At 52.1% G+C, this 24,888-nt stretch carries 24 protein-coding genes; 3 read left to right on the top strand and 21 right to left on the bottom strand.

The genetic code is table 11. The features are described 5' to 3' along the window. Positions 1–26: 26 nt before the first annotated feature. From KJS57_RS00330 to KJS57_RS00310, 5 genes are all read right to left on the bottom strand, one after another. Positions 27–1,562, bottom strand: coding sequence for an Eco57I restriction-modification methylase domain-containing protein (locus KJS57_RS00330; protein WP_213653316.1), 1,536 nt, complete (start codon positions 1,560–1,562; stop codon positions 27–29). 91 nt (positions 1,563–1,653) lie between these two features. Then, positions 1,654–2,133: a 23S rRNA (pseudouridine(1915)-N(3))-methyltransferase RlmH gene (gene rlmH / locus KJS57_RS00325; RefSeq protein ID WP_213653315.1), complete on the bottom strand. Its 480-nt coding sequence runs from the start codon at positions 2,131–2,133 to the stop codon at positions 1,654–1,656. A 483-nt stretch (positions 2,134–2,616) separates the two neighbouring features. Continuing rightward, positions 2,617–2,784, bottom strand: a complete 168-nt coding sequence (locus KJS57_RS00320; protein ID WP_213653314.1) for a CxxH/CxxC protein — start codon at positions 2,782–2,784, stop codon at positions 2,617–2,619. 201 nt (positions 2,785–2,985) lie between these two features. Next, positions 2,986–4,842: a glycerol-3-phosphate dehydrogenase/oxidase gene (locus KJS57_RS26570; RefSeq protein WP_213653313.1), complete on the bottom strand. Its 1,857-nt coding sequence runs from the start codon at positions 4,840–4,842 to the stop codon at positions 2,986–2,988. 730 nt (positions 4,843–5,572) lie between these two features. Continuing rightward, the gene (locus KJS57_RS00310) at positions 5,573–6,826 is read right to left on the bottom strand and encodes a S1C family serine protease (protein WP_213653755.1); all 1,254 of its coding nucleotides are present in this window, start codon (positions 6,824–6,826) and stop codon (positions 5,573–5,575) included. Positions 6,827–7,196: 370 nt separating this feature from the next. Here KJS57_RS00310 and KJS57_RS00305 point away from each other — a divergent pair, with 370 nt between their 5' ends. Then, positions 7,197–7,406: a hypothetical protein gene (locus KJS57_RS00305; protein ID WP_211024417.1), complete on the top strand. Its 210-nt coding sequence runs from the start codon at positions 7,197–7,199 to the stop codon at positions 7,404–7,406. Here the strand turns inward: KJS57_RS00305 and KJS57_RS00300 are convergent. From KJS57_RS00300 to KJS57_RS00270, 7 genes are all read right to left on the bottom strand, one after another. Further along, positions 7,375–8,181, bottom strand: a complete 807-nt coding sequence (locus KJS57_RS00300) for an MBL fold metallo-hydrolase (protein ID WP_211024415.1) — start codon at positions 8,179–8,181, stop codon at positions 7,375–7,377. The genes KJS57_RS00305 and KJS57_RS00300 overlap by 32 nt on opposite strands. An 8-nt stretch (positions 8,182–8,189) precedes the next feature. Beyond that, positions 8,190–8,945 carry a two-component system regulatory protein YycI gene (gene yycI / locus KJS57_RS00295; protein WP_211024413.1) on the bottom strand — a complete coding sequence of 252 codons (756 nt, stop codon included), beginning with the start codon at positions 8,943–8,945 and terminating at the stop codon, positions 8,190–8,192. Between the two features lie 28 nt (positions 8,946–8,973). After that, positions 8,974–10,266, bottom strand: coding sequence for a YycH family regulatory protein (locus tag KJS57_RS00290; protein WP_213653312.1), 1,293 nt, complete (start codon positions 10,264–10,266; stop codon positions 8,974–8,976). Continuing rightward, positions 10,263–12,086 carry a cell wall metabolism sensor histidine kinase WalK gene (gene walK, locus KJS57_RS00285; protein ID WP_213653311.1) on the bottom strand — a complete coding sequence of 608 codons (1,824 nt, stop codon included), beginning with the start codon at positions 12,084–12,086 and terminating at the stop codon, positions 10,263–10,265. The genes KJS57_RS00290 and walK overlap by 4 nt, the downstream gene beginning before the upstream one ends. A 1-nt stretch (position 12,087) precedes the next feature. Beyond that, complete coding sequence (gene yycF, locus KJS57_RS00280) at positions 12,088–12,801, bottom strand: response regulator YycF (protein ID WP_211024407.1); 714 nt, start codon at positions 12,799–12,801, stop codon at positions 12,088–12,090. 199 nt (positions 12,802–13,000) lie between these two features. After that, complete coding sequence (locus KJS57_RS00275; RefSeq protein ID WP_213653310.1) at positions 13,001–14,587, bottom strand: peptidoglycan DD-metalloendopeptidase family protein; 1,587 nt, start codon at positions 14,585–14,587, stop codon at positions 13,001–13,003. A gap of 236 nt (positions 14,588–14,823) precedes the next feature. Further along, positions 14,824–15,669, bottom strand: coding sequence for a dermokine domain-containing protein (locus tag KJS57_RS00270; protein WP_213653309.1), 846 nt, complete (start codon positions 15,667–15,669; stop codon positions 14,824–14,826). 122 nt (positions 15,670–15,791) lie between these two features. Between KJS57_RS00270 and KJS57_RS00265 the strand changes: the two genes are divergently transcribed. Beyond that, entirely contained in the window at positions 15,792–15,965 is a 174-nt protein-coding gene (locus tag KJS57_RS00265; RefSeq protein WP_213653308.1) for a hypothetical protein, read from the top strand. Between the two features lie 6 nt (positions 15,966–15,971). Then, positions 15,972–16,205 carry a hypothetical protein gene (locus tag KJS57_RS00260; RefSeq protein ID WP_213653307.1) on the top strand — a complete coding sequence of 78 codons (234 nt, stop codon included), beginning with the start codon at positions 15,972–15,974 and terminating at the stop codon, positions 16,203–16,205. 44 nt (positions 16,206–16,249) lie between these two features. Here the strand turns inward: KJS57_RS00260 and KJS57_RS00255 are convergent, their stop codons facing one another. From KJS57_RS00255 to KJS57_RS00215, 9 genes are all read right to left on the bottom strand, one after another. Beyond that, positions 16,250–17,107 (bottom strand): IS3 family transposase, encoded by an 858-nt coding sequence (locus KJS57_RS00255; protein ID WP_244861368.1) that lies wholly within the window; start codon positions 17,105–17,107, stop codon positions 16,250–16,252. Positions 17,108–17,118: 11 nt separating this feature from the next. Then, entirely contained in the window at positions 17,119–17,415 is a 297-nt protein-coding gene (locus KJS57_RS00250) for a transposase (RefSeq protein ID WP_211022752.1), read from the bottom strand. Positions 17,416–17,789: 374 nt separating this feature from the next. Further along, a complete protein-coding gene (locus tag KJS57_RS00245; protein WP_213653306.1) occupies positions 17,790–19,076 on the bottom strand; it encodes an adenylosuccinate synthase in 1,287 nt (428 codons plus the stop codon). Between the two features lie 237 nt (positions 19,077–19,313). Further along, on the bottom strand, positions 19,314–20,675 hold the full coding sequence (dnaB, locus tag KJS57_RS00240) for a replicative DNA helicase (protein WP_211025828.1): 1,362 nt from the start codon (positions 20,673–20,675) through the stop codon (positions 19,314–19,316). Position 20,676: 1 nt separating this feature from the next. Beyond that, positions 20,677–21,120, bottom strand: coding sequence for a 50S ribosomal protein L9 (rplI, locus tag KJS57_RS00235; RefSeq protein ID WP_211025826.1), 444 nt, complete (start codon positions 21,118–21,120; stop codon positions 20,677–20,679). Further along, positions 21,117–23,099 carry a DHH family phosphoesterase gene (locus KJS57_RS00230; protein WP_211025824.1) on the bottom strand — a complete coding sequence of 661 codons (1,983 nt, stop codon included), beginning with the start codon at positions 23,097–23,099 and terminating at the stop codon, positions 21,117–21,119. The genes rplI and KJS57_RS00230 overlap by 4 nt, the downstream gene beginning before the upstream one ends. Positions 23,100–23,110: 11 nt before the next feature. Further along, positions 23,111–24,031: a DUF2232 domain-containing protein gene (locus tag KJS57_RS00225; protein ID WP_211025822.1), complete on the bottom strand. Its 921-nt coding sequence runs from the start codon at positions 24,029–24,031 to the stop codon at positions 23,111–23,113. 6 nt (positions 24,032–24,037) lie between these two features. After that, the gene (locus tag KJS57_RS00220; protein ID WP_211025820.1) at positions 24,038–24,340 is read right to left on the bottom strand and encodes a MazG-like family protein; all 303 of its coding nucleotides are present in this window, start codon (positions 24,338–24,340) and stop codon (positions 24,038–24,040) included. Positions 24,341–24,444: 104 nt separating this feature from the next. Continuing rightward, positions 24,445–24,876: a CBS domain-containing protein gene (locus tag KJS57_RS00215; RefSeq protein WP_211025818.1), complete on the bottom strand. Its 432-nt coding sequence runs from the start codon at positions 24,874–24,876 to the stop codon at positions 24,445–24,447. Positions 24,877–24,888 lie beyond the last annotated feature (12 nt).

Below are 24,888 nucleotides of genomic sequence, written 5' to 3'. Positions count from 1 at the left end.
ATTATTAATGCCAACAACCATTGTTCTTAGAATAATTCGCTTATCATTAAGTCAATTTCATCTTGTTCGGGTAATTGAGTACTTATTCTTTTGCCTAATTCCTCTAATTGTTCTATACGAGGATATTTAAGATTTCTTAAATCAGTTGCATTTACTTGAGTATGACCATTGAACTGACGTAAATATGAGTCAATTAATGAAGAATTTAAAAAAACAGCTAAACCTTTAGCTAGTCTCTCAGTTAAGCCTTCTCCGTTAATATGATAGTAGTTTACATGATTTTCAAAACCGACTTTTGAAAACATGACCCTTCCTGGGTCATAGATAGCTGCAACAACTCTTCTGCGTTCCTCTTTTGAAGAAAACCGCTTAACTAAAACATAAAAACCAGAAGGTACTAAGAGGTTGTCAGTAACACAATTCTGAAGTATAAAATCTGGTTTCTTACTATTTAGTTTAGGCCACTTTACAAATCCGTCCTCAAAGTGAATAGAATAAATTAGCGGCACAGTTCCATGTAATGGCTCATTATTCAGATAATCTTTAGATCTAAAGTCTACTACTTTACCCGTTGATACTGAAATCCCCAGATCTTCTATTGTATTTCCTAACTTATCTATTTGATCCGTAATTTGATATCCCGAATCATTTTTTAATATTCTTATAAACATCTCTCTATCATTGGGATGTACAAATTGATCATAGCGTATTTGATATTTAGCAATTTCATCTGTTTTTGTAAAACTAGATGAAACTGTTACATTACAGTTATTTTGTGATTTTTCTTTTATTAATTTAAAAATTATGTTTTCTTGTTGTACTCTATCGTCACTGAATGTACTTCTTCTTGAATCAAAGGTATGAATCCGGCAAAATGTTGTTTCGTTCAGCATTTCTTTTCGAAAAGATTTAAAATAAGGACCATTGCAAAAGCTTCTAGGTGTAATAGCTACCAACTCACCACTACTCTTTAATAGGCGTATTGCAAGAATTACAAAAGCAGAGTATAAATTAGAAGTTTCTATTGCAATTCCTTTTAATAACTTCCGTTCTAACGAATTACTATGAATTTTACGATATGGAGGATTTAAAATTGCACAATCAAAACGTTGAAATTCTAGATCTTCCTCTTCACTTTTCACTAAAAGATCAATACTTTCATTAATAAAATCACGATTCAGTATTTCCCAGTTCAACTTTATTCCTAAACGCTTACAAGCATTATTACAGACTTCTCTAGTTTTAAATAAATAAGGTAATAGTGCTGGGTCTTTTTCATATGCAACAATTGAAATCTCTTTGGGTCTATCTTCTCTACAACACATTTCTGCAATAAAGGCTGCACTTAAGGAGCCTACTCCAGCTCCTGCATCAAGTAATCTAATCTTACTTTTACCTTCATTAAACATAGATGCCATAAGACTTGCAATATTAGAGTTAGTAAAGAACTGTCCTAGTTCGATTTGTTTATCTGCCTCTATCGAAACACTAGACTCTCTACGGATTTTATCAATTAATTCAAGTAATTTATTCTTATTAAAAATATAATTTTTTAAGTGCATAATTAACCTTCTCCTTACAGACAAAGAACCACTATTATTATACACTAAACATTAATTTTCAGCATTTGACTTGACAAAATGCATTTTCGCCCTACTTATGATACGGTTCCCCCCGATTTATCTTCACCGCCCTATAAATCTGCTCCACCAATACCAGTCGCATGAGCTGATGGGGCAGCGTCATGCGCCCAAAAGACAGCCGCTGCTGCGCGCGGCTAATCACGGCATCGGCGAGCCCATGGCTCCCGCCGATCACAAACACGACATGGCTCGTCCCATACGTGCCGAGCCGGTCCAAACAACCGGCGAGCTCCTCCGAGCTCCACAGCTCGCCGCCGACTTCCAGAGCGATGACATGCGCATCGCTCTTCACCAAACCCAAAATGCGCTCGCCCTCTCGCGCCTTCACCTGCAATACCTCCGCCTCACTCATCGTCTCCGGCGCCTTCTCGTCGGGGACCTCGAGAACTTGGAACTTCACATACGGGCCCAGCCGCTTCGCATACTCGGCAATGCCCTGCACCAAAAACTTCTCCTTCAACTTGCCGACCGCAATAACTTGAATAAACATCTCCGTATCCTCCATGTATCGAATTTCCGCCATCTATGCAAAAAGGCCGCTTTCCCCCGCTCTGGTCGAGAAAACCGCCTCACCGAACTTTTCTATTCTCCAAAAGCATCGCACCCAGGCCAAAGCCCTCAGCACTTCCTCATTCGCAAAACATCAGCATTTTCTTTCTTCAAGGTCAGGCCTAAAATTCCATGCACCCAAGCACTCAACCTCACTCCAGCGCTTCGCTGCCATCCCCGGACCCCGGGCTAAACCCTAGCCGATGATCCACTCACTCCTATAACTAGCTAGCAATCCCAAACAAATAAAAACACACGTACCCATCCCATTTATCGCAGACGCGCATCCTCGGAGTCACTCCCGATCCACGCCCATCGACCATTCCTGCCAGCCGGCACCCGACCACCCCGGCCTTAATCCGAAATTCAGCAGCATGAAACCAGCCGCTCCCGAATCCCATAACGCCAAACCAAACAATCTTCCTTACACGATCAAAAATTTCGCCTCATGATCGCAATGCTCGCATTTCACCGGCGGTTCCCAGTCGATGAACTTCGTGTGCTCCAAATCGACGACGTCCGGGGCTTCCTCAAACTCATCCACAAACATATCGATCGCCAGCTCCACATGATCTTTGCAAACTACATACATACCTCAAGCATCCTTTCCCTACCGCTCCCGCGGCGCGCTCCGTATTAACAGGTTGTCCTTTATCTGTTCTACCATACTCCGCCCCAAAAAGGAACCGCACAGATCACTTATAACCAAACAATCTGCCCCTCGTCGCCATTCCTTACCATTGTACCCGCTATCGCTTACCGCCTCAATCAACCTTCCAAGCTAACCATTTGCCTATCCTTCACCCGGTTGCCCAGCCCGTTCCGGTTCCACCGCCTCCGTCAGCGCCCGCTCCAGTTCATCGGCATAACGCGCCTTCTCCTCCGCCGACCACCCGAAATAGCACGCCATATAAGCGATCACCGGCTCCTTCCACCTGCGCGCCCAAGCGATATCAAACAGCAAAGAACCCGTTCTTCGGATAAAAAAGTCCCCCGGCGTCACCACCACCTCCTCATCCAGAGCGTACTTCAGTGGAACCGCCACCTCCAGCGGCAGCGCGTCAGACCCGGCCACTGGCCGTGCCTCCCCTTTCACAAAAGACTCTTCCCCGGCTTCAGCCTTCACTTCCGCCTCTTCTGCCACCGAACCGCTTCGGCCCGTTTCTTCCCTCTCCAAACTAACAGAACCGCTTCGCTCTTCCGCCTCTCGCTCCGGCTTCACCGCGCTATTTCCCAATCCCTTAGCCGTCCGCAGCATCTCGCTGGCGATCGCCATCAACTGGCCGGCGTTCGAGCCATACTTCATCGCCCATGCCGCGCCCAGCTCCCGCGGAAGGCCAAGCTCCTCAGCTTCTGTGCTCTTGGACTGCACATATCCATAAAAAGCATCCCCGCCCCCCACATGCCCTCCCGATATGGGCAAATGCTTTGTAGTGCACGCATGGAAGCGGAGACCATGCTCGCGCCCTAACTGGGCAGCAACCCGGTCAACGACCGTTTCGGCCATTTTGCGGTAGCCCGTCAGCTTACCGCCCGCCATCGTGATCAGGCCAGAGTCCGACTGCCAGATCTCATCCCGGCGCGAAATCTCGGACGGCGATTTCCCTTCCTCATAGATCAAAGGCCGAACGCCCGCCCAGCTCGATTCAACATCCTCCGCCGTGATCCCAAGCGAAGGAAACATCCCGTTGATCGCATCAATCACATACTGGCGATCCTCCGCGTTCATGCGCGGATGGGCGATATCACCTTGGTACACCGTGTCCGTCGTACCGACATAGGTCTTGCCCTCCCGCGGAATAGCAAAAATCATCCGCCCATCCGGCGTATCAAAATACACCGCCTGCCGCAAAGGAAACCGCCCCTGGTCAATCACCAGGTGCACGCCTTTGGTCAACTGCAGCATTTTGCCCTGCTTGGACCCATCCCATTCACGCAGCGTGTCTACCCAGGGCCCGGCGGCATTTACGACCTTCCGAGCCCGCAGCTCGTAAGTCTCACCGCCGATCCGATCCCGCACCGCTGCGCCGACCACCCGGCCGTCCTCGTAACGGAACTCGGTCGCCTTCGCATAATTGACCGCCATTGCCCCTTGCGCCACGGCGGCCTTCAACACCTCAATCGTCAGCCGCGCGTCGTCCGTGCGGTACTCGACATAGTAGCCGCCGCCGAGCAGCCCTTCGCGGCGCAGCAACGGCTCCTTCGCTAACGCGTCTTCCGCCGACAACATCGACCGCCGCTCGCCCCGTTTCACCCCGGCGAGCAGGTCGTACACCCGCAGGCCCACCGACGTGCTGAGCCTGCCAAACGTGCCGCCCTTGTAGATCGGCAGCAGCATCCATTCCGGTGTCGTCACATGCGGACCGTTCTCGTACACGATCGCACGCTCACGTCCGACCTCCGCCACCACCCCGATCTCGAGCTGCTTCAAGTATCGCAGCCCGCCATGCACCAGCTTCGTCGACCGGCTCGACGTCCCGGCCGCAAAGTCTTGCATCTCCACCAGCCCGGCCCGCATCCCCCTCGCCGCCGCGTCCAGCACAATCCCGGCGCCTGTATTCCCCCCGCCGATCACCAGCAAATCCAGCGGCGCCTGCGTCATCGCCTGCAGCATACCCGCTCTACTCTTTCCCGCAAACAGAGAATTCATCACTAATCCTCTCCCTTCCCAAGAAGCCCCTGTACCATATCTTATGTATTTTATAAACACCATGACTCGACTTCCCTTGCATCGCTCTTTACTCCTTACTCCTTACTCCTTACTCTTTACTCTTTACTCTTTACTCTTTACTCTTTGCTGTTTGCTCTTTGCTCTTTGCTCTTTGATCTTTGCCCTTTGCCCTTTGATCTTTGCCCTTACTCTTTACTCTTTGCTCTTTGCCCTTTGCTCTTTGCCCTTTGCTCTTTGCCCTTTGCTCTTTGCCCTTTGCTCTTTGCCCTTTGCTCTTTGCCCTTTGCTCTTTGCTCTTTGCTCTTTGCTCTTTGCTCTTTGCCCTTTGCTCTTTGCTCTTTGCTCTTTGCTCTTTGCTCTTTGCCCTTTACTCTTTACTCTCTGCTATTTGGCTTTACACCTATACTTAACTCTTTACCCTAACGCCTAACTCTTACACGCACTAGCCCCTACTTACCCGCCCAACAAGAGTTTTAATTCCCCCGGTAAAGACGCCCCAAAGGCATCCCGAACACATCCCGAACTTCATTTGTCCGTGCCCCGAGGACAAAATCCAAAAGTGTCCACCCAAAAGGAGGACAAAACGCATATACCTCACCCGCCCCCATACAAAAAAAGATCCCCTTACATTTCAGACGACGCGCTTATGCAACGACTGCTCATGTAAAAGGACCCTTGTTGGTTCATCTATTCTGTTTCTGTTTCTATTCTATTTCTCTTCAGCCTCAGCATCTAATTCCGCTTCGGACGGTTTATCCGCAAGCTTAACGGTTACGGTTTGCGGCTTACCATCCCGGTAGAAGGTAATCTCCATATCCTCGCCGATCTTCTTGTTCTCGTACATATATCTCCGCAGCTCCAGCGTGGAGCTGATCGGCTGCTTATCGAGCTGGGTGATGACATCGTTTAACTTCAAGCCCGCGTCCTTCGCAGGGCCATGAGCTTCCAGCACGATGATCCCCTCCGTCACATGGCTAGGTAATTTCAGGTCTGTCCGCTGCTCCTCGGTCATTTCCGCATACGGATTGTTCAGATCCAGCGAATACACTCCAAGGTACGGACGAACGACCTTGCCGTACAACATCAGATCGTCTACCGTCTTCATGACCTCGTTGACCGGAATCGCAAATCCGAGCCCTTCAACACCCGTATCGGCGATCTTCATCGTATTAATACCGATCAATCGGCCGTTCAGATCGACCAGCGCTCCGCCGCTGTTGCCTTCGTTAATGGCCGCGTCGGTCTGAATCACTTCCTGCTCCCAGTCATACACACCGTCCTGACTCAGCGAAATCGGAATCAGCCGGCTCGTATAACTGACGATGCCTGAAGTAAGCGTGCCGCCCAGACCCAGCGGATTGCCGACCGCGATCACCGTCTCGCCGGGACGCAGCTTCTTGGAATCGCCCAGATCGATAACGGAGTTAATACCCTTGTCATCCACTTCCAGCACCGCAATGTCGTTGATGGAATCCTGGCCGATTACCGTGGCCTTCCGCGAGTCTCCGTCACTCGTCACAACTTCCAAATTGTCCGCACCCGAGATGACATGCGTATTGGTGATGATGTACGCCTTCCCTTTATCCTTTTTATAGATTACGCCTGAACCTAATGCAGCCTGCTTGGGGTCATCGGATAGCTCGCTGTGATTCAGGATGCTCACCACAGCTGGAGCCACCTTGGCCGCCGCTGTGCTGATCCGGTCGAACGGGTCGCCTTCCCCTAGCGCCGCGGCATTGCCGTTCGCGCCGGCGCGATTGGAGGCTGAGGGGAGCCCGGTAATCAAACTAAACAGCAGTACGGCAACTACCGCACTAAGGATGGATGAAACCAGCGAGATCTGCAACGTGGACCAACCGTTCCTCCTGTTGTTGCCCTGCCAGCGCTGAGCGCTGTCCGAACTTCTGCGAAGCTGCCGTCTCGACACCTTTGTAGAATAAAAATCATCATCAAACAATCCCATCCCGTTTCTCTCCCTCCATGGACTGCCCCGGTCCTGATGCTCCATTGGTCTGTATCCTTTATTACCCGGAAGCCGCTGCACAATTCACTCTATGCCGCGACGGCAAAGCCATATTCCCGTTCAACTCTTTACTATCTTAACGTAATGAAACGGCTGGATGTTGCCTACCATGAAAGATTTTTTCTTGCTGTTTTCATTCTGCAGGAATGTTTATGCCCATGCCGGACTACACTAATAATAAAGCGCTAGATTGATAGATTCATTCTACCATACCCGGAGGTTTCAGGCGCATTTTCCTTTTAGGGAATTTTCGGGAAATCGAGGCGCATTTCCCCTAATTTTTTTGATAATAAAGGAGGCCCCATCGATCATGAATTCACAATTTTCCACCCCGATGAATGAGGTTAATATGCTTGCAAAACTTGCGGATATGAAAGAAGAGCATTACCACCAGTTGGTAACGCTCAGCGCGATCATGGAACTATTGATTGAGAAGGGGATTCTTACCCGCCAAGAAATTGAGCAAAAAGCAGCCGAGTTGGACCGGTTTATAACTCCGCCACCTTATCCCACGGTGTAGGCCGGTCATAGTACGTGTCCCGCAGCTTGAATTCGCTGTCCTTATAGAAGCAGCCGCGGTCCTCCATCGAACCGCGCACGGCCATGCGGGCCAAATCCATCATGTTATGCTCCCGGCTAAGGTGAGCCAGATACGTCCGCTTGATCCGCCCGTTCATCAGCTCGCTAAGCAACTCGCCTGTAGCTTCATTGGACAAGTGGCCCATATCGCCGAGTATGCGCCGCTTGATATTCCAAGGATAGCGCCCCATGCGCAGCATCTCGATGTCGTGGTTTGCTTCCAACACCAGCACGTCGGAGTCCGCGATCGCCGCTTTGACCTTGTCGCTGGCATAGCCTAGGTCGGTGCAGACGCTCAGCTTTTCCTTGCCGTCATAGAAGCAGTAGCCCACCGGCTCCGCCGCATCGTGCGAGATCGCGAACGATTCCACTCGAAGCGATCCGAAATCCCGTGCCTCGCCTGTGCCCAGTACGCGGCGGTTCTCGTCCGGGATCTGGCCGACCGCTTTTTCCATCGCGCTCCATGTCTTCTCGTTGGCATACACGGGCAGATTATATTTTCTCGCCACCGCTCCGAGACCTTTAATATGATCCGAATGCTCATGCGTCACCAGAATGCCGCTCAATTCCTGACCCGATACTTCACGCTCCGACAGCAGCTCGTCAATCCGGCGGCAGCTGAAGCCGGCGTCGATCATCAGCGTCGTTTCCCCATTGGCCACTACCGTCGCATTCCCCGTCGACCCGCTCGACAACACCGTAAATCTCAATCCCATGATTCGCACTACTCCTTTGTTTTCTCTGTGTTCGGACTAATTACGTCCCCACTGATGCCTTGTACATAGTACTCCTTGCCGCTTTCCAAAATAAACCTCCACGCCGGGGCCGCCGGCAGATGCGCGTCCGAGTTGAACACTTCCCCGTAATAACCCAGCTCGATTTCCGTCACGACCGAGCCTTCCGGCAGGAAGTTCTCGATTAAATTCCCAAGTGCCTTGGATGCGGACAGCACCCGCTGTTTCTTCTCGCCTTCCGAGCCGCCGATTTCGATGACTTGCTCCCGGTAGGAAATGATCTTCTGATTGCTGTAGTATAGCTTCAGCTCAATCTTGAACAGCGGCCATTTTCCGTCGACCAGCGGATGAAGCATCATGAATTCCCCCGCCCGGCTTGCCGCCTCGTCATAACGGTAATCCCCGATATTCGGCAGGCTTGTCTTCAGCGCATTCGCCAATTCCTTCGGCGTATAAATCAGCTTACTGTCCACCGGAACCGGCAGGTCAACCAGCTCCCCGCCCTGTTCGCCGCCATTTACGAAGCGGTAAGATATTTTTGACAGCTCCGGCGTCTCGGTCGGAATTTTAGCCAACACCCGGATCCGTTTATCGTCCATTGATTTCTGAATACTGCTCTCCAGGGAGGTGAAATCCGGATTGGAATCCGCCTGCTCCTGCAAGTCATTCCACAGCTGATAACCCAGCACCAGATTTAGCAGCAAAAATGCGTAAATCAGCACGTTTTTTGCCCGGCCCCAATCCATGTTCTCACCTCCGAATGGTTCTATTGGTTCAAAACAGCATGCGTGTAGCTCCGTTTTTGAGCTCGACTGCCCAGATCGGCTTCAATTGCAATCCTTCTTTGGAGAGCGAAGGAAGGTACGCCGGATACAAGCTGACGATTTCTGACTCTTTCTCCAGTCTGGCAAGCTGCTCGCGTAATTCGTCCCCGCTGGACAGCTCAACCATCGTTTTCTCCCAGAACTCGCCGGTGGAGTAGATCAGCGAGCGCTCGTAGCCCGTAATGGTGCCCATCCGCATCTCCAGCGTAATCTCTCCATAGTGGAACGACGAGATATCGATAATCGGAAAAGCGCCGAACTGTCCTTCCCCGTAATATTGCTGAAACACTACGGTATGTTCTTCTCCGCCCGTGTCCGCAGTCTTCTTCAGCCGGTATTGGCCGTTCCATCCGCCGTGCTGATTGACAAAGTCAACGCCGGACAGTACGTTCCGCCCCGGATTGTTCTCGCCCGCCGCCGGTGCGGCCGGGTCGGTATAATTGATCCAGTCCCGGTCCTGCCGTACCTGCAAGCTCCGCTTACTGTCCGTATAAATCTCGGAGCCGTCTTTTTCGCGGATATACCGGGTGATACTCGGATCAGAGAATAAGCTGCTCTGCATCTGATCCGTGGAAAAAAGGCCTATCTCCAACCCCGTCTCCACCATGCGGACCGGCTTCTCGGGAATGTAATACCCGTTGACCAGGGTGTAAGGCACCCAATCCTTGCCGAAATCGACCTGTTGCCGGACATCCTGCACCGTCAAATCGGCTTTGGTCGCTTCATACACGACATCGCCCTGCGAGCTGAAAAAGAACACCCGCACCTGATCCTCATTTTCGGAATTGTATATCAGCACCCGGCTGATGCTTTCCCCTTCGAACAGCGGATCAGGAGCGATCTGCATCACCTTTTGCAGCAACGCCACCGGCATCCCGTCGCCGAACTGCAGCTCTATCCCCGTATGGCGGCTGCGGATCTCGGTCCAATTGATGTTTTCCACTCCATAGCGCTGGAATCCATCGAACTGCCGTCCTTTCAGCCGGGAATAGATCAAGTTATAGAAAGCCGAGTCCGGATAAAATACCGTGTGCCGGTCCTCGCCCAAATGCACGGCAATCTGGGACGGAAACAGCATGTCTTCGGCCTCCGCACTCTGCCCCATATTCTCTGTCTTGATATAGTCGCTTTCGGTTTTGACGACCGGGTCGCTGCCCGGCAGCCGATAGATGAGAAAGTAGCTCTGCACCAGGCTGCATAGAACCAGAAGTGCGAGCATCAGCGATTTTACCCGTTCCTTCACTGACCGTCGCCTCCTTGTTCATGCCGCGGCAGCATAAAGGTCACCTTGGTGCCTTTGCCCAAATCCGACTGTAAAGAGATCGTCCCGCCATGCGCTTTAACAATTTCCCGGGCAATGGATAGGCCAAGGCCTGTCCCGCCCATATTCCGCGAACGAGCCTTGTCGACCCGGTAAAAACGTTCGAAAATCCGGTCCAGGTCCTTCTTCGGGATTCCGATCCCGTCATCCTGTACCGAAATCGCCAGCGCGCCGTCATCGGTCAACCTGGCCTCGATAGCGATCGTGCCGCCCTCCGGCGTATATTTCATCGCATTGGAGATCAGATTGTCCAGTACCTGGTCGATTTGATCTCGGTCCACCCAGGCGGAGCCTACGCCGTTGCCGACGAAAAACGTTGGCTTGATGCCTTTTTCCTGCATCTGAAAAGAAAACCGGTCCGTCACCTCTTCCAGCATCTCCATCACGGAGACCGGCTGCTTACGCAGCTGCGCTTCCTTGGAGTCTAACCGCGACAGATGCAGCAGATCGGTGACGAGGCGGATCATTCGCTCGGTCTGGTTCTGGATGACGGAGGCAAATTTCGGACCCAATTCCGGGTCCTCCATAGCACCGTCCTCCAGCGCTTCAGTATAGCTCTTGATCGTAGTCAACGGCGTGCGAAGCTCATGCGATACATTCGCCACAAACTCCCGCCGGGACGCTTCCAGCTGCTCCTGTTCCGTAACGTCCTGGAGCACCGCGATCGTCCCGACAATCCCGATTTCCCGCCGGTGGATCGGCGTAAATGTGACGCGGATCAGGAAGGTGTCCCCCTCCGGCGTTTCGTTCTCCAGGATCGTGGAATGCATCGTCCCCTGCTTCAAGATCTCGCGTTCTTCCGGGGTCAGATGCAGCAGCGATATGATGTCGGTGCCTCTATCCAATTCCCCATTGATCCGCAGCATTTCGCTCGCCCGGCGATTCATCAGAATGACCGTCCCGGTATCATCGGTAGCGATAACGCCGTCGCTCATATTGGTGAGAATCGAAGCCAGCTTCTCCTTCTCCTCTTCATTCTGCGCCAGCGCATCGCGAAGACGGCTTGTCATATAGTTAAAAGCCTTGCTAAGCTGCCCGATCTCGTCATTGCCGAGCACCGGCATCTTCTGGTGGAACTCGCCTTCCGCCACCGCCGTCGCCCGCCGGGTCAACTCCTTGATCGGCGAAGTGATCGTGTGCGCCAGAATGACGCCCAGCACCGCCGTCAATCCTAGCGCCAGCAATATTCCCGAAATAAAAATATTATTAATCCGCTCCATCGTATCGTACAGCTCGTTCATCGAGGCGGCGATGTAGATCGCACCTACGATTTTGCCATCGTTGACGACCGGCTTGGCCACGACTTTCTTGCGGATATTATCTTCGTCAATAATGTATTCCTCGTTGTCCCGGATCCCTTGCAAGGCCCGGTTGACTACGGTCTGCGTATTCTTCGTGCCGACATAATCGGCATGCGACGGTTTGGACGTCGTAAGCACCTTGCCGCTGGCATCCAGCACCTGTATTTCCGCACCGTTGATGTTGAACAGATTGTTCACCAGCACGCGCAGGTTCTCCAGCGATTCCTCCGCCGAATCCCCGGTCACCCCCAGGTTCTGTGCCGCCAGCACGGAGAGCAGCTCCGCACGTTCCTGCAATTCCTTCGTGAAATTGCTCGTCAGCGACGTTTTCATCGCGCTCACGAAATAGACCCCGATCAGCTGCATCGCGATCAGGATCAGCAGCACATAGATGATGATCAGCTTTGCCTGGATGGTGCGGAAAAAGGAGGGCAGCTTCATGCTAGAACCCACCCGCCTTGGAGCTTCGCATCATATACCCGAGGCCGCGCCGGGTCAAAATGTATTCCGGCTTGCTCGGGTCCTTCTCGATTTTCTCGCGCAGCCGGCGAATGGTCACGTCGACCGTCCGTACGTCCCCGAAATATTCGAACCCCCACACCGCTTGCAGCAGGTGCTCTCGAGTCATGACCTTCCCGGCGTTCTTCACCAGATAATGAACCAGCTCAAATTCCCGGTGGGTCAGATCAAGCGGCTCCCCGTTTTTCGAAGCCGTATACGTATCGGTATCAATAAAAAGTTCAAACAAGCTGATGCCCTGCCGTTCCTCAGGCCCTTCCTGCGCCACAGGCTTCTGCTGCCTGCGCATTTGCGCCTTCACCCGGGCCAGCAGTTCGCGCGTGCTGAACGGTTTGGTTACATAGTCATCCGCGCCGAACTCGAGACCCAGCACCTTGTCGATCTCTCCGTCCTTGGCTGTCAGCATAATGATCGGGGTTTGCAGCTTGGCCCTAACATCCCTGCAGACGTCCATGCCGTCCTTGCCGGGCAGCATCAGGTCAAGCAGGATCAAGTCCGGCTGCTCCGAATAAGCCAGCTCCACCGCTTCGATCCCGTCAAAAGCGAGAATGACTTCATAGCCCTCTTTTTCCAGATTAAATTTCAAAATATCCGCGATGGGCCGTTCATCGTCAACGACCAGAATTTTACCTTGCATGCTTTATGTTCACCCCAAACTTTCAGGCCTTGGCCGAATCTTACTCTATCTTACCATACCTGGCCCCGCCCTACATAACCTCAATAGATTTGGCTATAGGGAATTTCAGAGAGATTTAGTATCCATTATTGAATTCTGTCCAAATCAAAAACCCGGCCTAAGGCCGGGTTCGTATATGCAATGCATTCTTCTGTGTGATTTACAGATACTTCGACGGGTTTTGGACACTTCCGTTCTTGTGAATTTCGAAGTGAAGATGCGTTCCTGTCGAACGGCCGGTGTTACCCATGACGCCAATTTTGGTACCTTTCTCGACGACATCGCCCTTCTTCACACTGATTTTGCTCAAGTGTCCGTACAAGGTTTCGTACCCGTTCTTATGGTTGATGATGATGCAATTGCCGTAACCGGACTTGGTTCCCGCAAAGGTGACTACGCCATCATCGGAGGCAAGAATGTTGCGACTGGAAGAGACCATATCGAGGCCTTTATGCGTTTTGCCCCAGCGTTTGCCGTAACTGCTGGTCAATGTCGCCCCGGATACAGGCCAGGCGAAATCACCCGAGCCCTCGCCCAGCACCACCTTCGTGCCTTTGACGACGATCTTCGGCTGCGCCTCTTTGACGACCTCTTGTCCGAGCCACTCTTCTGCCACAACCTCGCCGTTCTCCTTCGTCAAGCGGTACTTCATCGTCTTAAGTCCGCTCTCGCCCAAGGAGATTACCTTGGACTGACCGGACCTCATGTCCGCGCTCTTGCGAACGATGACTTGAGGTTCCGTCACGATTTGCTCGGATACGCGTTCCACCGTTTTTACCGTCAACGCCGGCTGTACGGCATTGATCTTCAACTCCGTGCCGATTTGCAGCGTCAATTCCTTCACGCCCGGATTGTTGCTGAACAATTCCTTCTGGGTAATACCGAAACGGGCCGCAATGGAAGAGATCGTGTCCCCTTCCCGGACCGCATACGTAATAGCAGCTTCGTCACCCTCCAAAATACGGGCCACCGCTTCATTCACGTCCAGAACCTTGTTCGGGTCCGTATCGATGGTCTCAGTGGCGACGTTTTCTTTAATGTCTACCGATTCCAGCATAGGATCCGATTCCTTTGCCGTATTTGCGGAAGCCTGCTGCTGTTGGAGTCCGCCGGTCTTCTTCACCTTGGATGCAAAAGTCGTCGATGCCGAGGCCGCCACGGCCTTCGCTTGAGGGGCATACTTGCCTTTAATTTGCTCCAGTACGGCATCGGCCGTAGCCTGATCCTTGACGATACCGATCGTTTTGCCGTCAACCTTCAGCTCGACGCCTTTGGCGTATCCCGTAAGCATGCCGCTGAGCGTGTTCAACGTCTCATCGTCACTTACCTTTGCTTTATAAGCCTTTTCTTCAACCGTAGTGATGCCTTCGGTATGTACCGCCATCTCTACCTGCGGGTATTTTTCGTTATATTCTTGCTCCTTTTGTTTGAAAAGAGCCTGCAATTGTTCCTCATTAGCGATCGTTCCAACTTCTTTGCCTGCGACGTAAACCCGATAGTAGGACACCATATTGGCCTCCACATACTGCTGCCCCGCCAGATAGATCCCGCCTGCAGCTACCAGGGCTGCAATCGCGCTTATGGCGATCATACGTGGTTTAGACCGGCGGCTTCCGCCCTTACCTTCGTTTTCCGTGTGTAATTCGGACATCTCTTGATCGTTTTCCGGACGGCCGTGATTCATCATCTGCGCCGGGTTCTGACCCTTGCGCCACAGCTGCCAACGTATCCCCCTGAAACCTCTCATGCTGATCTCCTTTTCCCATTCGACTAAATACGACATAAAATGGTTTCAAAATTTTAACCTTTTACCGCTATTGTTTACTTTAACATAGCCAGGTTAATGATTTCAACCAATGCCAAAAACGCCCAGAACCCCATTGTGGCAAAGGTTCAAGGCGTTTTATCGACTTTTCCGGGTTAAGGTATATTTTAACAATCCTGTGAATGTCATCGCTTTACTGTAATAAAAATAGAAGTTATTTAGCTGTTTAGAATCTTCATCATCTTACTGTATTCCGTCTTGTCCAGGTATTTGGATAAAATTTGCTCAATTTCAATCATCTCCGATTCCGTCAGCCCTTCCTCCATGGCCTCCGTCATCTTCTGCATTTCAGCCTGCGGCAGCTTCGACATCAAAATAGCGAATACTTCCTCCTTATCCTTGTCCGAAAGTTCGTCTTTCTTAGCCACCATTTCATCTGGGGTCACCACTACCTGCTGGTCCTGGCCACCGGATGATCCCGAGTTCGAGGAGATGCCTCCCATCACGGATAAGGCGTCCTCAGGGGCCTCCTCCCCGCCGGATCCGCCATTCTGATTGTTGGCATCCTTCTGGCCGCCGTCGGGGATACCGGCAACACCGGTTGCTCCATCGGTGCCTTCACTACCTTTGCCAGCTTCAAATCCGGAAGCTCCATTGTTGTCTCCATTAGCTCCAGTTCCGGCATTTTCGGAGTCCCCCTCCGAGCCGTCAGTCCCGCTGGATCCGTTAGTCCCTCCGGTTACACTAGTTCCGTCGGTGTCACCAATTCCACTAGTTACGTCGGTCCCATTAATTCCACCTGTTCCATCGGTCCCATCATTTACTCCAGTTACGTCGGTCCCTCCGCCTTCCGCCTCTTTTTTGTCCTTATCATCTCCTCCAAACCCAAACATCCCCTTCATCATTCCGCCCAGGGTAGGCGCCTTACCCGCAATAGGCAAATTATAGCTTCCAAGCAGCGACTGTATATACGTATTCACCACGTAACCCGTGGTCATCACCGTCAGCATACTTACCGTAACTACCGTTATAACCAGCTTCGCCAGCCATCCGATCCATTTCATGCAGCTTCCTCCTTCTGCCTGCCGGCCAGGCCGGCAATCTATTCTCCTAATTTCCAGTATGGACGCAGAAAGGAAGTTTCAACCTCATGAAATAGAATCGCCATACAAGTAGTGGATCGGGTGTGGGTGTAGATGTAGATGTAGTGGATGTGAATGTGAATGTGAGTGCGGGTGCGAGTGTGGGTGTGGATGTAGATGTAGTGGATGTGAATGTGGTGGATGCGAATGTGGTGGATGCGAATGTGTTAGATGCGAATGTGAGTGCGGGTGCGAGGTGGGTGCTGATACGGATGTGAATGGGGATGGGTGTGAATGGAGATTTGGGTTTGGGTTTGGGTTTGGGTTTGGGTTTGGGTTTGGGTTTGGGTTTGGGTTTGGGTTTGGGTTTGGGTTTGGGTTTGGGTTTGGGTTTGGGTTTGGGTTTGGGTTTGGGTTTGGGTTTGGGTTTGGATACGGCTTCGGTTGCGAATGTGATCCCCAAGTATAAAATAACTGTAAAACCTACATCTATTTCTCTTCTTTCTTCGATTTCATAACAAATAGATGGAAAACTGCTCTTCTGTCAAAAAAGTGGACACCCTTAAGCTGTAAATTGGTAGTACATCTGTTCAAAGCGCACCGGTGACATGTAACCAATTGTGCTATTTGAGCGCTTGCGGTTGTAAAAGAACTCAATGTAACGATACAGTTTCTGTTGCGCCTCTTCCTTGGTCCTGAACTTTGGCCTGCTGTAGATGAATTCGCGTTTTAAGATGCTGTGAAACGCCTCGATGCAGGCATTGTCATAGCAGTTACCTTTACGACTCATGCTTGGCTGTATGCCTAAACGTGCCAGTTGTTCACGGTACTCCTTGGAGGCATACTGGGAGCCGCGATCGGAATGGTGAATTACACCCCTTGGCTTCTTAGCCTCGTACGCTTGATTTAGTGCTTCAAGGACGAGGTCCGTCGTCATTTTATCGCTGAGCCTCCATCCAACGATCTGTTTTGTATATAGATCCAAAATGCTGGCAAGGTACAGCTTTCCCTGGCGGCAAGGGATGTAGGTAATGTCAGCCACCCATTTTTCATTAGGCCTGGTGGCAGAGAAATCCTGATCCAGTACATTCGGTGCGATGGGCATATCGTGATTGGAGTCTGTGGTGGTGACTCTGAATTTTCGAGCCATGCACGAGCGCCACCCATTTTCGCGCATGATGAGGCCGACGGTTCGTTCCGATACCGTCCATCCTTCTTTTACTAATTCATTGTGTATCCTTGGGCTGCCGTAGATTTCATCGGAATCGTAAAAATGCCATTTAATACGTGCTACGAGTTTCTCACGACGCTTCTCTGTTTCGGAGGCTTCGGATGCCTGCCACTTGTAGTATCCACTCCGGGAAACTTGCAGCACTTTGCACATCTTCTCCAATCGAAACTCGGAGCGATGATCTTCGATGAACTGGAACCTTAGTTCTTTTCTTTCCCGAAGATGTGCACGGCCTTTTTTAAAATTTCGATCTCTTCTTTCAGGTCCGCGATCTCACGTTTTTGGTCTTCAATGAGTTGGGATTGCTGTCGAAGTGATTCTCCTTGGTTTACCGGCTCATTTTCAAACTCACGGTACTTACCCACCCAGTTTCTCAACGTACCGGGATTGATGTTTAGCTCGTCGGCCACCTGCTCCAGCGTCTTTGTCTGCTCTTGAACATACTTTACGGCCTCACGCTTAAATGTTTCATTGTATCGTTGCCTAGACTCACTCATTTCTCGACACCCTTTCTGACTCAATAGATTTATTATCTGTGTGACATTAAGAGGTGTCTACTTTTTATTCTAGCTGCAAACATACAGCTAATTCTCTCCTTTTCTCCTGATAGAAGCAAAAGGAGCGAAATTAACTGCAGATTTTACATCTAAATGCCCCAATTAGCCCGATTCTCCAAAATTAGATGCAGGTTCTACAGCTAATTTTCCACTCCTAGTAACTCTGCCAGACTCGCACCACCCATCAAGCTACCATCCATTAAGCTAAACCATCCATCATGCCAATATCCATCATGCCGACATCCACCAAGCTAATATCCAAACAATACAAAAACCGCCCAGGGAATTTAATTCCTGAGGCGGTTCTGACTACCTTACTCGTAGATCGGCAGTACTTGGTTAGTCTGGCTGCGGTTGCGGCCAACCGAGAAGATGGCGATCGGAATGCCTGTCAACTCGGATACGCGCTTCACGTAATTGCGGGTCGTTTCAGGCAGATCTTCCAGCGTCTTCGCGCCGCTGATATCTTCGGACCAGCCCGGAAGCTCCTCGTAGATCGCTTCACACTCGGCGAGCATTTTCAGGCTGGCCGGATAATGCGTGATCACTTCGCCCCGGTATTTATAGCCGGTGCAGATCTTGACCGTCTTCAAACCGGTCAATACGTCCAGCGAGTTCAGCGAGAGGCCGGTCAACCCGCTGACGCGGCGAGCATGGCGGACCACGACGCTGTCGAACCAGCCAACGCGGCGAGGACGACCTGTAACCGTGCCGTACTCATGGCCGGTTTCCCGAATGAAATCACCGATTTCATCGTGCAGTTCCGTCGGGAACGGTCCGTCGCCGACACGCGTCGTATACGACTTCGCTACCCCGATGACCTGGTCGATCTTCGAAGGTCCCACACCGGACCCGATGCACACGCCGCCAGCCGACGGGTTGGAGGACGTTACAAACGGATAAGTCCCTTGGTCGATGTCCAGCATGACGCCTTGCGCGCCTTCAAACAGTACCTTTTGCTTCGCATCAATCGCATCGTTAAGCACGACCGAAGTATCCGTGACGTACGGACGAAGAACTTCCGCATACTCCAGGTATTGCTTCAGAATCTCTTCCACATCCAGCGGCTCCGAACCGTAAACTTGCTGAATGACATGGTTCTTCTCGTTCATCAAATGGCGCAACTTCAGCTCGAACTCTTCCGCATCCATCAGATCCGCGATCCGGATGCCGCTGCGAGCCGCTTTATCCATATAAGCCGGGCCGATCCCTTTACGGGTCGTTCCGATTTTGTTCGGTCCCTTACGATCTTCCTCCAGCGCATCCAGCACCATGTGATAAGGCATGATGACATGCGCACGGTCGCTGATGACCAGATTCTTCGTACTGAAGCCATTTTCGTGAATATAGTTGATTTCTTGAATCAGCGCGGCCGGATTTACAACCATGCCGTTACCGATAACACACTTCTTATCCGAATAAAACACGCCCGATGGGATCAGGCTGAGTTTGTACTTCTTGCCGTCGATAAGAATGGTGTGACCGGCGTTGTTGCCGCCTTGATAACGGGCCACCACTTCGGCGCTCTCCGCCAGATAATCCGTGATTTTACCTTTACCTTCGTCTCCCCATTGGGTACCTACAACGACTACCGTTGACATGTACATTCCCCCGCCTGGTGCCCTCGCACCTGTATTTGAACAATTCATAGACATACGCGACAAAGCCATTTACTGCTCTAAAGCAGCAATATCAGTTTACCAGTCCCCATTTTTAAAGTCAAATTAAAAACGAACAATCACACAGTCACCTGCACGATTGTTCGGAAATGGATGGATAATGGCTATAAACCTGAACTAAAAACAAGCATAATACGCATCGCTTCCGTCAAAATTAGCTTACCCGGCAAAAGCGTCCATATGCGCACGCTCGTAATTCGCGAACTTGTTGAAGTTCTTCAGGAAGACCAGCTCGACGGTCCCGACCGGTCCATTCCGCTGTTTGGCGATAATAATCTCGATGATATTCTTCTTCTCGGTTTCCTGGTTGTAGTAATCGTCCCGGTAAAGGAACGCTACGATATCGGCATCCTGCTCGATCGAACCGGATTCCCGAAGGTCGGACATCATCGGACGTTTATCCTGCCGCTGCTCCACGCCCCGGCTGAGCTGGGACAGGGCAATTACCGGCACTTCCAATTCACGGGCAATCTGTTTAAGCGTACGGGAAATTTCCGATACTTCCTGCTGCCGGTTCTCGCCCGGCTTCCCGCGTCCGTGAATCAGCTGAAGGTAATCGATGAGGATCATGCCTAGCCCTCTCTCCTTCTTCAGCCGCCGGCATTTCGCCCGGATATCAGCCACGGTCACGCCCGGCGTATCGTCAATGTAGATTTCCGCCTCGGACAAAGCCGCAATCCCCATCGTCAGCTTCGCCCAATCGTCATCGTTCTTAAAGTCACCTGTCCGCATAATTCCCGCGTCGAGATTCGCTTCGGCGCAGATCATCCGCTGCACCAACTGGGCGGCGGACATCTCCAGGCTGAAGATCGCGACGGTTTCTTTGGCGCGTACCGCCACGTTTTGCGCGATATTCAGCGCAAAGGCGGTTTTACCTACGGACGGACGGGCCGCCACGATGATGAGATCGTTCCGTTGAAAACCGGCCGTCATCTTATCGAGATCGACGAAGCCGGAAGGGATTCCGGTCGTATTCCCGCGATTCTGATGGAGCTGCTCAACGCGTTCGAACACTTCCATAACCACGTCGCGGATCGCAATAAATCCGCTGCCGGAGCGGCGGTTCGAAATTTCAAGGATACGCCGCTCGGCATCGCTTAGCATGCCGGAGACATCCTCTCCGCCAGTATAGCCGTCGCTAACGATCTGAGTCGCGGTCCGGATCAAACGACGCAGCATCGACTTCTCTTCGATAATGCGCGCATAATAATCCACGTTTGCCGCCGTAGGCACTGCGTGCGCCAGCTTGGCCAAATAGCTGACCCCGCCGGTCTCCTCTAGTTCGCCCCGGTCCTGCAAACGAGAGGTCAGTGTAACCAGGTCAATCGGCTGCCCTTCCTCGCCGAGCTGAACCATCGCTTCATAGATCAACTGATGGGGCTTGTCGTAGAAATCATCGGTACGGACCCGCTCCATCGCCGTAATAAGCGCTTCGGATTGCAGCAGAATCGCTCCGAGTACCGCCTGCTCGGCCTCTAGATTCTGCGGTGGAATCCGATCGTAAAATATATCGCCGCTCATGTTACTCCTCCGTAACCTGAACCTTGAACGTCGCCTTTACTTCAGGATGAAGCTTAACCGGTACCTGGGTCACGCCCAGCGTACGGATTGGATCGTGCATTTCAATTTTGCGCTTGTCGATCTTCACGCCGGCTTTCTCCAGCGCTTCAGCCACCTGCTTGCTCGTAATCGCTCCGAACAAACGGCCGCCTTCCCCGGCTTTCGCCTTCAGCGTAACCGTCATTTCTTCGAGCTTCTTGCCCAGCGCTTGCGCTTCTTCCTTTTCCTTCTCCTTACGCTTCACTTCAGCCGCCGTTTGATTCTCCAGCGTCTTCACATTGCCGTCAGTAGCCGGACGAACCAGTCCGCGAGGCATCAGAAAATTTTGAGCGTAGCCTTCGGATACCTCTTTGATTTCCCCTTTTTTCCCTTGACCCTTAACATCCTTCAAAAAGATTACCTTCATTCGAATAACCCCTCTTCCTTATCTATTTCCTCCAGCACGGCCAGCAAACGTTGCTCCGCCTCCGCCTGGGTGCCTTCCAGTTGTACCGCGGCGTTCGTCAAATGCCCCCCGCCGCCAAGCCGTTCCATGACTACCTGTACGTTCATGCTGCCTAAGGACCGGGCGCTGATGCCGATCAGTCCGTCAGGCCGCTCGCTGATGACGAACGAAGCCAGCACGTTCGTCATATTCAGCAGCGTGTCCGCCACTTGAGCGATCAGCAGCTGCGGAATTTTATGGTCTTCCTCCGTCACCGCCAGCGCGATATGCCCATAAATCATCCGGGCATGCTTGATAATGTCGGCCTTGGCGATGTACTCCTGAAGGTCTTCCTTCAGGAGCCGCTGGACCATGGCCGTATCCGCCCCCATCCGGCGGAGGAAGGCGGCCGCTTCAAACGTCCGCGACCCGGTATGCAGCGCAAAATGCTTTGTATCGATTGTAATCCCTGCCAGCAGCGTCGTCGCTTCCAGCGGGCTGAGCTCCACCTTCTCGTGAATATACTGCAGAAGCTCGGTGACGAGCTCGCAGGCCGAGGAGGCGTAAGGCTCCAGATAAACCAGCACCGCGTCGTTGATAAACTCCTCGCCGCGGCGGTGATGATCCACCACCACGACCCGCCGGGCGACCTCCACCAGCCGCGGCTCCATCGTAATCGACGCCTTATGGGTGTCGACGACCACGAGCAGCGTATGCGGGGTCATCATGCCGAGCGCCTGCTCCGGCGAGATGAAGCGGCGCGCCAGCGCCTCTTCTTTGTCGACGCGCTCCATCAGGCGCTCGATACCCGGGTTGGGGCCATCCAGCACGATGTGCGCCTCGACCTTGTACATATCGGCGGCCTTCATCACACCGATGGAGGCGCCGATCACGTCAAGGTCAGGCATGTGATGGCCCATGATAATGACGCGGTCGCTTTCCTGCATCAAATCGCGCAGCGCATGCGCGATGACCCTGGCGCGGACCCGCGTCCGCTTCTCTACGGCGCCCGTTTTGCCGCCGTAGAATGACAACCGCTGACCGGCCTTCACCGCGGCCTGGTCGCCCCCGCGCCCGAGCGCCATGTCCAGACTCGACTGGGCCAGTTCGCCCAGCTCGCTGAAGCGCTCGGTGCCGAAGGCGAGCCCGATGCTCAGCGTCATCGGCACCTTGAGGTCCGCGGTCATCTCGCGGACCTCGTCCAGGATCACGAACCGGCTTTGCTCCAGTTCGTTCAGCGATCTCTGATTCAGCATCATCAGATATCGCTCGGAGGACAAGCGCCGCAAATAAATGCGGTGCTGCTTGGCCCATTCCGTGATCGCCGACGCCACGCGGGCGATCAGCGCGGTCCGCTGCTGGTCGTCCATGCCTTGCGCGGCTTCATCCAGATTGTCCAGCATCACGATGCCGAGCGCGGCGCGTTCATTCTCATACCGTTCGCGCAGCATCGCCAGTTCCGTCATGTCATGCATATAAATCAGCCGCTCATCGTGATCGATGGTCAACTCGTAGTAGCGTTCGTTCGCCACGACTTCTACCGTGGATTTGCCGATTTTGTTGTCCTTTTTGTCCCGAGCCGGCTGCGGCAAAGGAGGCAAAAGCTCGGCCAATGACGAGCCTACTACCGTTTCCCGGCCGAACATCCCGCCCACAAAACGGTTGTGCCATTCTACCACCCGGTCTTCGCTGTAAAGCATAATCCCGAACGGCAAACGCCCGATAGCTTCTCCTTCGACGCGTTTGATCCGGTACGTCAAATCCGTCACGTACTTAACCAGATCCCTGCGGAAGCGCCGTTCCGCCTGCAGCATGACGTAAGCCAGCACGCAGACCAGACACAAACTGACCAATCCAAGGATCCAATTATAGTAGGAGACGAATATAATGAGCATCAGCTGGAGCATGAACATCCAAACGGTCTGATAACCGTGCCAGCGCTTTTGCAGTAAACTAGGCATGCCTTCTCACCCTATCGTCTTGGTCTTGTAAGCATCTCACGCAGTGGAAACGCGATGTCCAAAATCCCAACAATGCGCAGCGGCGGAATAAATAACATTGCCACCACAAGAAGTACCGGGATCGCCGGATTCCATTTCCGGTGGTAAGCTGCGAAGAAGAACAGACTTGCCGACTGAATCATGAATAAAAACTGCAGGAGCGGCATCATATTTAGCAATATCGTTCCCATAAAGCCTTGATGAACCGCCTCACCGCCGAACATTTGAATCAGCAGGCCGATCAGATAGTACCAGATCAGCGATCTTGGCAGCCGCCAGTCGCGGACTGGAGGAAGCTTCGGCACAATATGACCCATACTGCCCAGCGTAGGACGGGCAATCGCATGAGCGATAGCCGTAATGACAAGAGCGCAGACGATCATGGTGAACGGAATCAGGCGTACCGTCAGGCTGGATACCTGTTGGCTCAACTCCGGAGACCAGACCACTCCGCTGGATAGCGGACTGTCCGCAACATTTTGCAGCGGAGCCATCGCCGTATTGAGCATTTCCTCAATGGCCACAGCCAGATTAAATTGAAAGAACACCGTGCTGACCAGCAGCACCATCAGGAACAGGGCCATTACCGTACCTGCTCCCGTCAGGATGGTCCGGATGGCGGACGCTCTTTTTTTATACAGATGTCCCATTACAATTCCGGGAATTAAAAAATAAGCAGCCTGCAGCCATATCATCGGTCCGAAAATCAAAGCACTGATGATCCAGACCGGCGCTATATGAAGCACGAACGCTTTAGGCGATAAAGTAGTGTACAGCAGAACGCCCGGCACAATCAGGAAAAAAGCCGTGACGACCGTAAGCGGGGTAGCGAGTGACAGCAGGAGCAGCAAATAAACGACGCTCCAAGCCACCGATGTCCAGCGAAGCTTCAAATGGGTTCACCTCTTACGCATATGTTCTTCCAATGTAGATATATCCTGATACCAATCTTCGAGTTGGTGGCCTTCCTGTTTGTGCTTTTTCAACTTTTCCAGGATTGCTTCATCCAAATCCCGATAGGAAACGCCCAGTCTTCGCCCCAATATATAACTGCTGACGATCAGGCTGGCAATACTATCCGTTATCCTTGTCGTGCTGCCTTCCCACAATGCTTTGAATAAACGGGATACGTGATCGACTACCTCGGTTTTTAACCACTCGATCACTTTAGCTCGTTTGGCTACATCCATTTCCCTTTGCATGGCCGACAGCTTCCACCCTCCCCGAAAGGCATTATTCTTCATTATAGCATAAAGCAATCCCGGCAAGGGACGCAAACGGTCGCAGCAGGTTTTAACAGTAGGACCTAGTTATTGCTTCGGACCGAAGCATCGCGAGCCACGAATTTCTCGCAGTATTCAATGATTTGGCTGCGGCGGACGATGCCGATAAACCGGCCCATATCATCCACGACCGGCACAAAGTTTTGCACTTTGGCCAAGTTAATCAGGTCTTCCATATCGGCATCGATCGATACCGGCTTGATATCCATTTTAAGAGGAACATCCCGCAGGAGAAATTTTGAAGCGGTCTCAAAAGTGACCTTGCCGGCCGAATTTTTCATATACCACAGCAAGTCGCCTTCGGTAACCGTTCCGACGTAAACTCCATCCCGGCCAAGAATCGGTACCGCTGTGTACCGGTGAAATTCCATCCGTTCGAGCGTCTGCCGTAAGGTCGAATCCAAAGTAACAGCCACGACATCATTTTTCGGCAGTAAAAAAAACGCAATATTCATGAGAAAAATATC

Source organism: Paenibacillus vini (genome assembly GCF_018403325.1).
Lineage (GTDB): Bacteria > Bacillota > Bacilli > Paenibacillales > Paenibacillaceae > Fontibacillus > Fontibacillus vini.
The sequence above is the reverse complement of the archived record's forward strand: the minus strand, read 5'-3'. Positions and strand labels throughout refer to the sequence as shown.

Excerpts from the sequence above, each read along its gene's own strand:
- KJS57_RS00330 (WP_213653316.1), bottom strand. The coding sequence starts at position 1,562 with ATGCACTTAAAAAATTATATTTTTAATAAGAATAAATTACTTGAATTA.
- rlmH (WP_213653315.1), bottom strand. The coding sequence starts at position 2,133 with ATGTTTATTCAAGTTATTGCGGTCGGCAAGTTGAAGGAGAAGTTTTTG.
- KJS57_RS00320 (WP_213653314.1), bottom strand. The coding sequence starts at position 2,784 with ATGTATGTAGTTTGCAAAGATCATGTGGAGCTGGCGATCGATATGTTT.
- KJS57_RS26570 (WP_213653313.1), bottom strand. The coding sequence starts at position 4,842 with ATGAATTCTCTGTTTGCGGGAAAGAGTAGAGCGGGTATGCTGCAGGCG.
- KJS57_RS00310 (WP_213653755.1), bottom strand. The coding sequence starts at position 6,826 with ATGGGATTGTTTGATGATGATTTTTATTCTACAAAGGTGTCGAGACGG.
- KJS57_RS00305 (WP_211024417.1), top strand. The coding sequence starts at position 7,197 with ATGAATTCACAATTTTCCACCCCGATGAATGAGGTTAATATGCTTGCA.
- KJS57_RS00300 (WP_211024415.1), bottom strand. The coding sequence starts at position 8,181 with ATGGGATTGAGATTTACGGTGTTGTCGAGCGGGTCGACGGGGAATGCG.
- yycI (WP_211024413.1), bottom strand. The coding sequence starts at position 8,945 with ATGGATTGGGGCCGGGCAAAAAACGTGCTGATTTACGCATTTTTGCTG.
- walK (WP_213653311.1), bottom strand. The coding sequence starts at position 12,086 with ATGAAGCTGCCCTCCTTTTTCCGCACCATCCAGGCAAAGCTGATCATC.
- yycF (WP_211024407.1), bottom strand. The coding sequence starts at position 12,801 with ATGCAAGGTAAAATTCTGGTCGTTGACGATGAACGGCCCATCGCGGAT.
- KJS57_RS00275 (WP_213653310.1), bottom strand. The coding sequence starts at position 14,587 with ATGAGAGGTTTCAGGGGGATACGTTGGCAGCTGTGGCGCAAGGGTCAG.
- KJS57_RS00270 (WP_213653309.1), bottom strand. The coding sequence starts at position 15,669 with ATGAAATGGATCGGATGGCTGGCGAAGCTGGTTATAACGGTAGTTACG.
- KJS57_RS00260 (WP_213653307.1), top strand. The coding sequence starts at position 15,972 with ATGGGTGTGAATGGAGATTTGGGTTTGGGTTTGGGTTTGGGTTTGGGT.
- KJS57_RS00250 (WP_211022752.1), bottom strand. The coding sequence starts at position 17,415 with ATGAGTGAGTCTAGGCAACGATACAATGAAACATTTAAGCGTGAGGCC.
- KJS57_RS00245 (WP_213653306.1), bottom strand. The coding sequence starts at position 19,076 with ATGTCAACGGTAGTCGTTGTAGGTACCCAATGGGGAGACGAAGGTAAA.
- dnaB (WP_211025828.1), bottom strand. The coding sequence starts at position 20,675 with ATGAGCGGCGATATATTTTACGATCGGATTCCACCGCAGAATCTAGAG.
- rplI (WP_211025826.1), bottom strand. The coding sequence starts at position 21,120 with ATGAAGGTAATCTTTTTGAAGGATGTTAAGGGTCAAGGGAAAAAAGGG.
- KJS57_RS00230 (WP_211025824.1), bottom strand. The coding sequence starts at position 23,099 with ATGCCTAGTTTACTGCAAAAGCGCTGGCACGGTTATCAGACCGTTTGG.
- KJS57_RS00220 (WP_211025820.1), bottom strand. The coding sequence starts at position 24,340 with ATGCAAAGGGAAATGGATGTAGCCAAACGAGCTAAAGTGATCGAGTGG.
- KJS57_RS00215 (WP_211025818.1), bottom strand. The coding sequence starts at position 24,876 with ATGAATATTGCGTTTTTTTTACTGCCGAAAAATGATGTCGTGGCTGTT.